Raw genomic sequence first — 12,300 nt, forward strand, 5'->3', positions numbered from 1 at the left:
AGTTAAGTTAAACAACTAAAACCCGGAACTTACCGGGTTTTTTATTGGAAAAATATCGTGAAAAACAAAATAATCGGCTTAGGTACTCTACAAGCAAAAATTTATTTCTATATTAAAAACCGTCCACCTTTGCCTCACTATCAACACTTAGCTAGCATGGAAACAATAGCTCAAGGTGAAATTAGCCGTATTGGCCATGAAACAGGTAATCATTGGCGAAAAGTATTTAATGTCTATGCCAAGCTGATGTTTGAACTTAACTCAGAAGGTTTTAGCAGCTGGCAAACATTAAGAGATGAACAATTATTGCAAAAAAGCGAACATTGTCTGCTGTTTTCCCCTCCAAAAATTGCCACTAATGAAAAACCCAGTGAGGTTGGCGAAGACAGCAAAATACATATAGTGCTGGGTAAGGGCTATGCGGAGCAACTCAAACTAGCAGAAAATTGCACGTGGTTAAGCCACGATTTTGCGATTAATTTTGAGCAAAAACTCATCATATGCCCGTATTTTGATTATCGGCAATTATCGAACATAAAAATAACTCAGCTTTGTCGGCTAATTCAGCAATTAAGCACTCAGAACACTAAATTTACTGAGCTCGAAGTTGATGCCAATACTGAGTCGTTAAATGTTCAGGGTATACTCTAATCGGCTCTAACTTGGGCTTCCCTAAATAAAAGCCTTGCGCATGTATCATGCCGAGTTTTTGCAACAACTCGAACTCTTGCTGGCATTCAATACCTTCAACAACAATTTCTGCATCTGCGGCAGTGGCTAAATCAAAAATGGCTTGCAAGAACTTTTGCTTAAAACGATCACGGTGACAGTTTTCAACAAAGTAACGATCGACTTTAACAATATTAGGTAATAGCTGACTCCAAAGCTTTAAGCCTGAGTAGCCAGCTCCTAAGTCATCAATAGCGACGTTAAAGCCAAATTGGCGATACTTGTCTAAAGCATGACGTAAGGTATCATTATTTGGAAATGGGTACTTCTCACTAAGCTCAATCACTATTTGCTGACAATTAAGTCCAGCCTGTTCAACAAACTTTATGGTTTCACCTTGAGGGTGATTTTTATTAAGCAACACCAAAGGGCTAATATTAAGAAATAATTTTCCCGACAATTTAAGTTCAGCAAAGCGTTTTATCGCACTATCTCGGCAAAGTATTTCAAGCTCTGACAGCAATCCCGCTTGAGTCGCTTGCTGAAAAAGTACATCCGGGGAGTGTAATGGGCTACCTTCAGGACCACGAGTTAATGCTTCGTAGCCGGTAATGCTTTGCTGCTGGATATTAAATATCGGTTGAAACACCGTAATAATTGCTTTGGCTTGAATAATCGCTTTTATATTTTCTATCACACAACTCTCCTAATTAAAAAAGATTCTAGGCAAGTTTTGTGACAGCTTTATGACAAAGGAGGATAATAAGCTGAAGTTTATTAACCGGTAATAATGGAAAATAAAATATAACCACATAAAAAGAAAAGCCTTAACAATCTAGAGATTATTAAGGCTTTATTATCAATTACAGCCACATGGTAATATTTAACTATGTTAGCAATTATGACTCACTAGGCTCTTCTTCGACAACAGTACCACTTTGCTCAACAACAATACGGTCAACGCGCTGCAAGCCACGTGGCAGTTTGTTTCCACGACGTCCACGTTCACCACGGTAATGTTCTATATCGCTGGCTTTAAGGGTTAGTTTTCGTTTTCCTGCATGCAACGTAACCGCACTTTCAGGTGGCAGCACTTCAAGTAAAGTAACAAATTCTTCCCTCGTTTTTGCGCGTGCAGAAGGAATATTAATAATTTTATTACCTTTACCTTTGCTTAGCACCGGTAAGTCTTTAATTGGGAAAACTAACATGCGCCCTTCAGAGGTAATTGAAAGAACAAGTTCGCCATCAAAATTACTAATAACTCGTGGCGTCATTACTTTTGCCGCTACCGATAAGCTTAACAGTGCCTTACCATTTTTATTTCGGCTGACCATATCAGCAAAACTACCAACAAAACCATAACCTGCATCACTGCTCAATAAGTATTGCTGCTCATCTTCAGCCATCAATACTTTTTCAAAGTTTTCACCACTGGCTAAATTAAAACGCCCTGTTAATGGCTCTCCTTGGCTGCGAGCCGTAGGCAAACTATGTGCATCGGTGGCATATGCCCTACCCGACGAGTCAATAAATACCACAGGGCGATTACTGCGCCCTCTAGCAGCACATAAATACTCATCACCTGACTTATAACTTAATGCGGTTGCATCAATATCATGGCCTTTAGCACAGCGTGCCCAACCTTTTTCAGACACAACAACAGTTACCGCTTCACTTGGCATTAAGTCTTTCTCAGATAATGCCTTAGCTTCAGTTCGCTCAATGATCACAGAGCGGCGATCATCGCCGTATTTTTCCGCCGCTTCGAGGATCTCTTTTTTCATTAAAGTATTCATACGAGCTTTAGAACTGAGTATTTTTTCAAGGTATTCACGTTCAATATTTAATTCATCTTGCTCAGCTCGAATTTTAATTTCTTCAAGCTTGGCTAATTGACGAAGTTTAATTTCTAATATTGATTCTGCTTGGCGCTCTGATAAATCAAAGCGTGAGATCAGTTCCGCTTTCGGATTATCAAAATTCCGGATGATTTCTATTACTTCATCAATATTTAAGTAAGCAATTAGTAAACCATCTAACAAATGTAAACGTGCTAATACTTTATCAAGTCGATACTGTAAACGACGACGAACTGTTTCACGTCGATACTCTAACCACTCACTTAGTATGGTTCTAATGTCTTTCACGGCTGGCTTATTGTTTAAGCCAATCATGTTTAAATTAACACGGAAATTTTTCTCTAAATCAGTCGTGGCAAACAAGTGCTGCATCAACTGTTCAATATCAACACGATTAGAACGTGGAACAACGACTAAACGAATTGGATTTTCATGATCAGATTCATCACGTAAATCAGCCACCATCGGCAGTTTTTTCGCCTGCATTTGATTAGCAATTTGTTCAAGGATTTTACCACCAGACGCTTGGTGCGGTAATGACGTAATAACGACTTCACCATGTAATATCTCATAAACAGCACGCATTTTAATGCTGCCTTTACCGGTTTGGTAAATTTTTTCGATGTCCGCTTTAGGGGTAATTATTTCTGCATCAGTTGGGTAGTCTGGTCCTTTAACTATTTCTAAAATGTCGCTAAGTTCAGCTTTAGGCTGTTCAATAAGATGCACACATGCTGCCGCCACTTCTCGAACATTATGTGGAGGAATATCCGTTGCCATACCAACCGCTATGCCTGTAATACCATTAAGTAAAATATGTGGTAAGCGTGCAGGCAAGGTTTTTGGCTCTTTCATGGTGCCATCAAAATTAGGCGTCCAATCAACAGTGCCTTGTCCTAATTCAGCTAATAAAACTTCACTAAAGCGGGATAACCGCGCTTCGGTGTAACGCATGGCAGCAAATGACTTAGGATCATCCGGAGCACCCCAGTTTCCTTGACCATCAACCAATGGATAACGGTATGAAAAAGGTTGCGCCATTAACACCATGGCTTCATAACAAGCAGAGTCACCATGAGGATGGAATTTACCCAATACATCACCAACGGTACGTGCTGATTTTTTATATTTAGCTAATGCAGACAAACCTAGCTCTGACATGGCATAAACAATTCGACGTTGCACTGGCTTTAAGCCATCACCAATATGCGGTAAGGCTCGATCCATAATGACATACATCGAGTAATTTAAATAAGCTTCTTCGGTAAACTGCTTTAAAGGGCGTTGCTCAATACCGTCTAAACTAAAGTCGATCGCATCTGACATGAAGTATTTTCCTACAAAGGCTCGATTAACGGTTAGTTATTAATCGATTTTTTTGTTGTTATGATTCTCTCGCTAGCTTAGCTGATTATGGACATGGAAAAAATACTTTAGTACATAAAATTGAGAGATAATAATTATTTGGAGTTAGCTGATGAGTCGCTTCATAGACAAAATTTCAGCCATTAGTTTTTACTTGCTGCAAGCAATACCAGCAAGGTGCAATAAGTCATCAAAACTATCATTAGTATCATTAATACTGGCTAAACCTATACTCACAGAGACTAAGTCTTCTTCTAGCCCCTTTTTTACATCATGTTGAACTTTTTCTCGTATACGCTCAGCAATAGCCCTCGCTTGACCTATATTAGCATCAGGCAAGATAGCGGCAAACTCAGCGTCAGCAATACGTGCTAAAATATCACGTGAACGCATGACTTCGCTGACTAATGCAGCAATATGGCAAATAATATCATCGCCAACACCATCACCTAACTTATCATTGAGTTTTTTGAAATGATCGATACTAACAACTAAAACACATAACTCACTTTTTACTTTTAATGCACTTTCCATATAACTAAAGCCATTAGAAAAAAACGCCCTTCGATTAGCCAAACCAGTTAACCTGTCTGTTTTAGCTAACATTTTCAATGCTCGGCGAATTTTTAGCTGTCGCAGTAAAAGCAAGAAAAACAGCAGCCCTGCCAATAGCGTTATCGCAATATATAAGTTGTGTTTATTACGTTGTGACTCAATTCTTGCCATTTCCAAGCGTTTGAGCTCACCAGCTTGCTCAAGTAGCTCATTTTGTTCAAGTTTCTTAGCCATTTTATACTTTTTGCTTAGACGCTTCACGCGTAATTCATTTCGCAACTTCAAATGACGGGCATACTTTTTAATGTACTTCTTCTTACTATCAAATGCTTTTTGGTATAGCCCCTGCCGATGATAGATATTGGCAAGCATTAAATATGCACTAGCAAAATCTGGCAAATTCATTTGTCTTTCACTGAGGTTTACCTCTAACGTTATTGCCTTATTGAGCCAATGAATAACTTTGTCTTCTTTTCCTTTAACATTCTCTATATTGGCTTGAGCAAGATATAACAAATAATACTCCGCTTGATTTAATTCTAAGTCCATTTCCTGTAACCGTTGCATTTCAGTGTGAGCACTGACGGCATCATGTTCACTAAGCCTCTTTAATGCCAATACCTTTTGATCAATAGGAAAGTTTTCGGTGGCATTTTTCTGCGAAGCTGTCGAAACAGCAGACTCATTAACGGTTTGTTTTTGTCCAGAGCTATCATTTGCAACCGCAACGCTTACAAGTAATTGAACAACAAAAAAAATAATGAAATATTGACTGGTGAAATACCTATTCATACTAAAACACCTTTTTACGATAAGCACTTTTAGTCTGCAAAAGTTGCTTGTCTGCTGCTTTTAGCAGCTCAATAAAGTTATCGTAATTTTCTTGTTCGTAGGTAGCAACACCACTACTGACGGTTATCGATGATACAGCTCCGATTTCCCATGTTGCATTTTCAACTTCCTTTCTAATCTCCCTAGCGATATCAATAGCTTTATCGTATTTAGTATTGGGCAGCAAAGCAATAAACTTACCACTACTTAAGCGTCCAAAAGCATCTTTATTTCGTATTTTATCCTGCCCATATTTAGCCACATTTTGCAAAACAACATCACCAACTTGGTGACCAAACTGCTCATTAATCGTCATAAATGAATCAATATCAATAATACAAACACTAAATGCTTGCCGCTGAATTTTGGCCTCACCAAAGTTTAATTGAGCAATTTTCAGTATATGCTGACGGTTAACCACTCCGGTTAAATGATCAATTTTTGCAGTCATAATTAAGATTTTTTGCCCCTTAATAATACGATGTAAAAACCAAGCAAGCACTAAAATACAAATAGCGAGCAAAGCTGCTAATACTTTACGATTATTGGCTTCTTGCGTTAATTGCTGTAATTGATAATTTTGTAAATGTTGCTTTTGCTTAAGAATGTCTTTTTGTCTTGCTGCCGCTTCACTTTCGAACTTTAGCCTCAGTTCGTCAACTTCTGAAGTATCACGTGTTTCTTTATAAGTAATGTACTTTACAAAATATCGCTCTTGAATACTTCTAGCTTGCTTGTGTTGGCCTAAGGCATAATACAGTTTAGTTTTTAATGACAATATATTAAGCTCGCTAGTGTCATAAATGCTATCAGCTTTTAGTTCAAACAATTCCTGTGCTTGCTCAATATTTATTAGCGCTTCGTCAGGTCGTGCCAACTTTTCTAATATGTAAGCCTTATCAATAAGGTACTGTAGTTTCACAAAATGCTGCTCGACTTCTTTAACATATTTCCCTGCAAGTACTATATAACGATAAGCACTTTCAATATCAGCATCTTTTTTATTAAGTAACGCCCAAGAAAAACCTCGATAAACACCAAAAATGAATTCATTACTGGTATTAGGCTGAATTTCACTTTCTAAAGTTTTATATACTTCGATAGCTTCTTCATAGCGTTTTTGATTCGAATGATTAATAGCAACATTATGTAAGCTGTTTAGCGCATAGTTATGCTTTCCTGCTTGCTTATAATGATGGTAAGATTTTTGAAAAAGTGTATTAGCTTGAGCTGCCTCATTTAAATTGCCGTATAAAATACCAAGTTCACTGGCAATATCTCCTAACAACGCATCATCTTCAATACTATTAGCTAGCTGTAGTGCCTGATTAAGAACAATTAATGATTGTTTATAATCTTTGCGTAGATAGTATATTGCACCAATATTCATCAAGCCTCGAGCAATAAACTCTTGATTACCCATTGAACGGGCAACATCTAAGCCATTTTGATAAAGCTGCAAAGCGCCTTCTATATCCCCCAAACTCTCATGTGCAAAGCCTTTAGTAAAAGCAAGCTCTGCAATAAAAATGCTCGGGCTGTTCATTATTTTAGCAAGTTTTAAACCTATTTTTGCTGATGCTTTGCTCAAACTATAAAGCGATTGATCACCATATGCTTCAGATTGAATGCGGTAGTAATTTACCTGGCTGGCGATTGCTTGGGAAGTGACATCATTTTGGTATAAATTGAGTAACTGTAATGCGGCGTTCGGATCGATATCGATGAGCAGTTCAGCTTTTTTTATGGAAATATCAAAGTCACTCTCAGCCATAGACTGTAAAGCAATTGATTTACAAGATATTAACAATAAAACTGTGAAAATTAGGCTATAATTTTGAACGGTTAATTTAAAAAAAACTTTTAACAAATGCCGCGCTCCAGAAACTATAGCGATTTTATGCAACTGACAGTATAAAACGAATTTGCATAAATAATAAACTGTTATTTTTAATAGAATTATCCATAACTTTAACGAACTAGATGTTTAACAAAGAAGTTATTTTTCTTCGACATGCCAATAACTTGCTTCAATATTGTTTCCTTCTAAGTCAGTAATGAAGCAACCATAGTATGGCTCACCATATTCAGGCCTTATGCCAGGAGCACCATTACATTGGCCACCTAAAGATAACGCCATTTGATAAAATTCGTCTACTTGCTGCCGACTTAACGCGACAAAGCCAAAGTGAACACCGTTACCACTATTTGCCGGCGCTTGATTAAAAGGTCGTTGCAGCCAAAATTCAGGATAACCTTTGCCATAAGCGACAGCATGCTCGTATTCACTTACTAGCTCTATCGCTAATATTTTTAATACTGGCGTATAAAAGGCTTTTGCCTTTGCCAAGTTATTGATGCCAATTGAGGCATGGCAAATACTACGCAACTCACGATGTTCAATCATAATATTCCTATTGTGAAAATAAAAAAGGTATAGCAAATAAGTCTATACCTTTTTAAATCAACGTTGCTTTTATTAACTGATTATTTAATGTCAATAATCAGTTAATAAAAATGACTTGAACTACTATTCTAGTTCAACTAAATCACCTTTTGCTTGTAGCCATGTTTTGCGATCGCCACTGCGCTTCTTCGATAAAAGCATGTCCATTAATTCCATAGTTTCCGAGTGCTCATCAACTGTTAATTGCACTAAACGACGAGTATTAGGGTCCATAGTGGTTTCACGCAATTGTAATGGGTTCATTTCACCCAAACCTTTAAAGCGCTGAACATTGACTTTACCGCGTTTTTTCTCCGCTTCGATACGATCTAAAATCCCATCTTTTTCATCTTCATCTAAAGCGTAGAAGACCTCTTTACCAACATCAATACGATATAAAGGCGGCATAGCAACATATACATGGCCCGCTTGTACTAAAGGTAAAAAGTGCTGAGTAAACAATGCGCACAGTAATGTCGCAATATGAAGACCATCAGAGTCGGCATCAGCAAGAATACATATTTTACCGTAACGTAAACCCGATAAGTCTTCGGTGTCAGGGTCAATACCTAATGCCACTGAAATATCATGTACTTCTTGTGAAGCAAGTATTTGCCCTGATTCAACTTCCCAGGTATTTAGTATTTTACCTCGCAGCGGCATAATCGCCTGTATTTCGCGGTCTCGTGCTTGTTTAGCACTACCACCTGCCGAGTCACCCTCAACCAAAAATAATTCAGTACGAGCAATGTCTTGGCTGCCACAATCGGTTAACTTCCCAGGTAAAGCAGGCCCCTGCGTCACTTTTTTACGAATGATTTTCTTACTCGCACGTAATCGACGTTGGGCATTAGAAATACAAAAATCAGCTAAGGCTTCTGCAATTTCTGTATGTTCATTTAACCAAAGGCTAAATGCATCTTTAACAACACCGGTAACAAATGCTGCACACTGACGAGACGATAACCGCTCTTTTGTTTGCCCAGCGAATTGCGGGTCTTCCATTTTTACTGACAAAATATAAGAACATTTATCCCAAATATCGTCAGGGGTTAACTTAACGCCGCGAGGCACTAAATTCCTAAATTCACAGAATTCACGCATAGACTCAAGCAAGCCTTGGCGCATGCCATTAACATGGGTGCCACCTTGAATTGTTGGGATCAAGTTTACGTAACTTTCACCGACTGACTCCCCCCCCTCTGGCAACCAAGTAACGGCCCAATCCGCCGCTTCGTGTTGTGAAGTAAAGCTGCCAACAAAAGGTTCTTCAGGTAAGCTTTCAAAGCTTTTAACGGACTCTTTTAAATAATCGACTAAACCGTCTTCATAACACCATTGATGTTTCGCATCATCATTTTTGTCATGAAACTTTATGGTTAAACCAGGGCACAAAACCGCTTTTGCTTTTAGTAAATGTACTAAACGACGAGCAGAAAAATTAGCGGAATCAAAATAGCTAGCATCCGGCCAAAATTTCACTCTAGTACCAGTATTTCTGCGACCAACAACACCTGTTTCTCTTAACTCTTCAACTTTATGACCATTTTCAAAAGCCATTTCATAGACTTTGCTGTCACGTCGAACCGCAACATCGACACGTGTTGATAAGGCGTTCACAACGGAAATACCTACACCGTGCAAACCACCTGAAAATTGATAGTTTTTATTAGAAAACTTACCGCCGGCATGTAATTTACAAAATATCAGCTCAACACCAGAAACCCCTTCTTCAGGGTGAATATCAATTGGCATTCCTCGACCATCATCAATAACTTCTAGTGACTGGTCTTTATCAAGAATAACGGTGATATTTTGTGCATGCCCGGCAAGTGCTTCATCGACAGAGTTATCAATGACTTCTTGACCTAAATGGTTAGGGCGATTGGTATCTGTATACATACCCGGACGATGACGTACCGGATCTAAGCCACTGAGAACTTCAATGGAGTCGGAGTTATATTGTTCGCTCATTTAATTGTTCTAATCATTATTAATCTATTTCGATTCTAAATTAAAAAATACTGCAATTTCAGGAAGCATAGTTTCATAGTCGATAAAACTATGATCGCCCCCTTTCTGCACTACCAATTGGCAATGCTGGTATTTTTCAACGGCTTGTTGGTAATCTAACACTTCATCGCCAGTTTGTACCATGACCAAGTAATTATTTTTAGAAATATTTTCTTGTTCAAGCAACTGTAAATCGACAATGTGTTGCCCCTTTACCTGATAACACTCCTGTGTATAAGGATTTATTTGTTCTCCGATAATGTCACTGAGTAATTCATATGGCTTTACTGCAGGATTAATAAGCACCGCCTGTACTTTATATTTCTCAGCCAAATAAGTTGAAAAATATCCGCCTAATGACGAGCCCATGATTAGCCATGTACTGTTTTCATTACTACCAATTATCGCTTCTAATTGCGCAATGGCAGCATTAGGTGAGGACAATAACTGCGGAAAATGCACCTTCACATTTGAATGATGCTTTGCAAAATATGCATTAGTCTGTTTTGCTTTCATCGACTGCGGTGATGAATTAAAGCCATGAATATATAATAAGTTTACCATGAGTAGCATGTCCTTCGCGGCAGTTAAATAAAAGTAACATCAGTAAATAATTGCTTATCTGCTTTTAAAATGAATTGACGAAAACCAGGGCCTTGATTATTTTTAGCAACAGTGGCACTTGTAACATCAAACTGAATAGACGTTGCAGGGCAACTATATAAATTCACTATTCTTTTTGTCAATGCCATGGGTAAAGTCAGCGCTTGATGAATATGACCACAGCCAACGGCAGCAATAGAAGGAAAAGCATCAAGAAAGTCACAAAATTGCTGCTGATTATTCAAACCGTGCTGATCAATAAAAAAACCAGCATCAACGGGGTGGTGATGCATTAACAATAACTGCGACTTTTTAGCATTGATAGCATTAGCAACTTGACTAAATTGTTGTTGAGTTACCTCACCCGCAGGCGTGTCGCTTTTGCTCTCTATTAGCAGTATTTGCCAATGCTTTGTTTCAATAACGTTTTCTTGGCAAAAAGGCGCTGACGCTAAATGATGATTTAATAACTTTGGCTCATCATGATTTCCTGCTAAATAGTAAACAGGCGTTATTATTTCGCATGCGTTAAACGCTTGTACAAAAAGTTGATAAGAAGCATCGGTATGATCTTGCGTTAAATCACCAGTGAATACGATGATATCAACATGGGGTAATTGCTTTATATTTTGCAATACCTTAATTAAATTTTGATAAACATTAGTGTCGTGGTGTAGCCCTGACGTATCAGCAAATAAGTGGCTGTCACTTATTTGTACGACGATAAATTCTTTTGACATAAAATTATCTGTTTTTAACTTTACTAACGTGAACTTGCCCAAGCTGCAAACATAGTTGTAGCCATTCTTTTAAGAAAAAATTTATTTGCTGTTTTTCATCTGGTAAATGCATTTTGTCATTGGGATAATCGTATCTTGGTTTAATCTGATTCACATCTTGATTACTAATAACTTCTGCCATACGAGCATCATGATATAGGCGTACAACCATTTTAGGTCGAAATAATGACGCTAAATTATAACCATTAATATTGGCTTCTTGGTTGATAGTCAGCAACGTTGTATAACGTGTGACTTCATTAATCACCACCCGGTAACTTAAAAAATCAGAAATAAAAAAACAACGCTCTTCACCAACTTGCTCTTTATCAGCAAGAATACGTAACAACAACATATAATTAATATCGCATAGTGACATTAATGTTGGTAAATGGGGACGATATTTTTTAATGGCAACTGACATTTTATGCTAACTTTTACTTCAATTTATCAATATTAAGTTGTAACCATTGTAACGCAATAATGGTAGCAGCATTGGTGATTTTTCCACTTTCTAATAAAGCTAGTGCTTGTTTTCGTGCAACAACGTGCACCAGTATATCTTCACCTTCCTCTTCTAAACCATAAACACCTGAAAGGTTGCTACTATCAACACTCGCACAATAAAGATGAATACATTCGCTCATGCCACCAGAGCTCGACAGGTAGTTCATAATTTTCGTGACGTTATTAGGTAATATTACCAAGTTAGCTTCTTCTTTTGCTTCTCGTATTGCCACTTCAATAGGTTGTTCATTAGTGCCAAACATGCCCGCAATTAATTCCAATTGCCACGGACCATGTTCACTGCGAAGTGCTCCAGGGCGAAATTGTTCAATAAGCACAATAGAATCTGTTGCCGGGTCGTAAGGTAATATGGCAACCGCATCGCCTCGCTCAAATACCTCACGGGTCAATACTTTACTGAAACCTCCCCGGTAAAGTTTATGACGAAATTTATATTCATCAAGTGCGAAAAAACCTTGGTACTTTCTTGTTTTTTCAATGACCTCGACATCATCAATGTTAAAGCGTAGCAGCGACACTTTTGTTTGCTTCATATGCAAGCCCTTAGTGACTTTGAGAAAAATTGACTATGATTTGCTAAGTACACTAGCACTTAACATTTTGTTACACTAGAATACTTCGGTAAACACTTATTTTATTTAGCTAATTC

At 37.9% G+C, this 12,300-nt stretch carries 11 protein-coding genes; 1 reads left to right on the plus strand and 10 read right to left on the minus strand.

Annotated features, from left to right (window positions below; translation table 11 throughout):
* The first annotated feature begins 57 nt into the window (after positions 1 to 57).
* Complete coding sequence (locus B7C41_RS05935; protein ID WP_211279496.1) at positions 58 to 651, plus strand: DUF6942 family protein; 594 nt, start codon at positions 58 to 60, stop codon at positions 649 to 651.
* Here B7C41_RS05935 and B7C41_RS05940 read toward each other — a convergent pair.
* The 10 genes from B7C41_RS05940 to B7C41_RS05985 form a co-directional block, all read right to left on the minus strand.
* On the minus strand, positions 593 to 1,366 hold the full coding sequence (locus B7C41_RS05940; RefSeq protein WP_085297881.1) for an EAL domain-containing protein: 774 nt from the start codon (positions 1,364 to 1,366) through the stop codon (positions 593 to 595). The two genes, B7C41_RS05935 and B7C41_RS05940, sit on opposite strands and share 59 nt — an antisense overlap.
* A 202-nt stretch (positions 1,367 to 1,568) precedes the next feature.
* Positions 1,569 to 3,857 (minus strand): DNA topoisomerase IV subunit A, encoded by a 2,289-nt coding sequence (gene parC, locus B7C41_RS05945; protein WP_085297882.1) that lies wholly within the window; start codon positions 3,855 to 3,857, stop codon positions 1,569 to 1,571.
* Positions 3,858 to 4,046: 189 nt separating this feature from the next.
* Positions 4,047 to 5,243 carry a tetratricopeptide repeat-containing diguanylate cyclase gene (locus B7C41_RS05950; RefSeq protein ID WP_085297883.1) on the minus strand — a complete coding sequence of 399 codons (1,197 nt, stop codon included), beginning with the start codon at positions 5,241 to 5,243 and terminating at the stop codon, positions 4,047 to 4,049.
* 1 nt (position 5,244) lies between these two features.
* The gene (locus B7C41_RS05955) at positions 5,245 to 7,056 is read right to left on the minus strand and encodes a tetratricopeptide repeat-containing diguanylate cyclase (RefSeq protein ID WP_143764313.1); all 1,812 of its coding nucleotides are present in this window, start codon (positions 7,054 to 7,056) and stop codon (positions 5,245 to 5,247) included.
* 225 nt (positions 7,057 to 7,281) lie between these two features.
* The gene (locus B7C41_RS05960; protein WP_085297885.1) at positions 7,282 to 7,689 is read right to left on the minus strand and encodes a VOC family protein; all 408 of its coding nucleotides are present in this window, start codon (positions 7,687 to 7,689) and stop codon (positions 7,282 to 7,284) included.
* 123 nt (positions 7,690 to 7,812) lie between these two features.
* Positions 7,813 to 9,702, minus strand: coding sequence for a DNA topoisomerase IV subunit B (gene parE / locus B7C41_RS05965; RefSeq protein ID WP_085297886.1), 1,890 nt, complete (start codon positions 9,700 to 9,702; stop codon positions 7,813 to 7,815).
* Between the two features lie 24 nt (positions 9,703 to 9,726).
* Positions 9,727 to 10,305 carry a YqiA/YcfP family alpha/beta fold hydrolase gene (locus tag B7C41_RS05970; RefSeq protein WP_085297887.1) on the minus strand — a complete coding sequence of 193 codons (579 nt, stop codon included), beginning with the start codon at positions 10,303 to 10,305 and terminating at the stop codon, positions 9,727 to 9,729.
* A 23-nt stretch (positions 10,306 to 10,328) separates the two neighbouring features.
* Positions 10,329 to 11,084, minus strand: a complete 756-nt coding sequence (locus B7C41_RS05975; protein WP_085297888.1) for a metallophosphoesterase — start codon at positions 11,082 to 11,084, stop codon at positions 10,329 to 10,331.
* A 4-nt stretch (positions 11,085 to 11,088) separates the two neighbouring features.
* The gene (locus tag B7C41_RS05980; protein WP_085297889.1) at positions 11,089 to 11,547 is read right to left on the minus strand and encodes a DUF1249 domain-containing protein; all 459 of its coding nucleotides are present in this window, start codon (positions 11,545 to 11,547) and stop codon (positions 11,089 to 11,091) included.
* 13 nt (positions 11,548 to 11,560) lie between these two features.
* The gene (locus B7C41_RS05985) at positions 11,561 to 12,184 is read right to left on the minus strand and encodes an NUDIX domain-containing protein (RefSeq protein ID WP_085297890.1); all 624 of its coding nucleotides are present in this window, start codon (positions 12,182 to 12,184) and stop codon (positions 11,561 to 11,563) included.
* Between the last annotated feature and the right edge of the window lie 116 nt (positions 12,185 to 12,300).

The organism is Cognaticolwellia mytili (assembly GCF_002104475.1).
Classification (GTDB): domain Bacteria; phylum Pseudomonadota; class Gammaproteobacteria; order Enterobacterales; family Alteromonadaceae; genus Cognaticolwellia; species Cognaticolwellia mytili.

Bases quoted from the DNA above. Each gene is read 5' to 3' on its own strand.
- parC (WP_085297882.1), bottom strand. From the start codon at position 3,857: ATGTCAGATGCGATCGACTTTAGTTTAGACGGTATTGAGCAACGCCCT.
- B7C41_RS05950 (WP_085297883.1), bottom strand. From the start codon at position 5,243: ATGAATAGGTATTTCACCAGTCAATATTTCATTATTTTTTTTGTTGTT.
- B7C41_RS05955 (WP_143764313.1), bottom strand. From the start codon at position 7,056: ATGGCTGAGAGTGACTTTGATATTTCCATAAAAAAAGCTGAACTGCTC.
- B7C41_RS05960 (WP_085297885.1), bottom strand. From the start codon at position 7,689: ATGATTGAACATCGTGAGTTGCGTAGTATTTGCCATGCCTCAATTGGC.
- parE (WP_085297886.1), bottom strand. From the start codon at position 9,702: ATGAGCGAACAATATAACTCCGACTCCATTGAAGTTCTCAGTGGCTTA.
- B7C41_RS05970 (WP_085297887.1), bottom strand. From the start codon at position 10,305: ATGGTAAACTTATTATATATTCATGGCTTTAATTCATCACCGCAGTCG.
- B7C41_RS05975 (WP_085297888.1), bottom strand. From the start codon at position 11,084: ATGTCAAAAGAATTTATCGTCGTACAAATAAGTGACAGCCACTTATTT.
- B7C41_RS05980 (WP_085297889.1), bottom strand. From the start codon at position 11,547: ATGTCAGTTGCCATTAAAAAATATCGTCCCCATTTACCAACATTAATG.
- B7C41_RS05985 (WP_085297890.1), bottom strand. From the start codon at position 12,184: ATGAAGCAAACAAAAGTGTCGCTGCTACGCTTTAACATTGATGATGTC.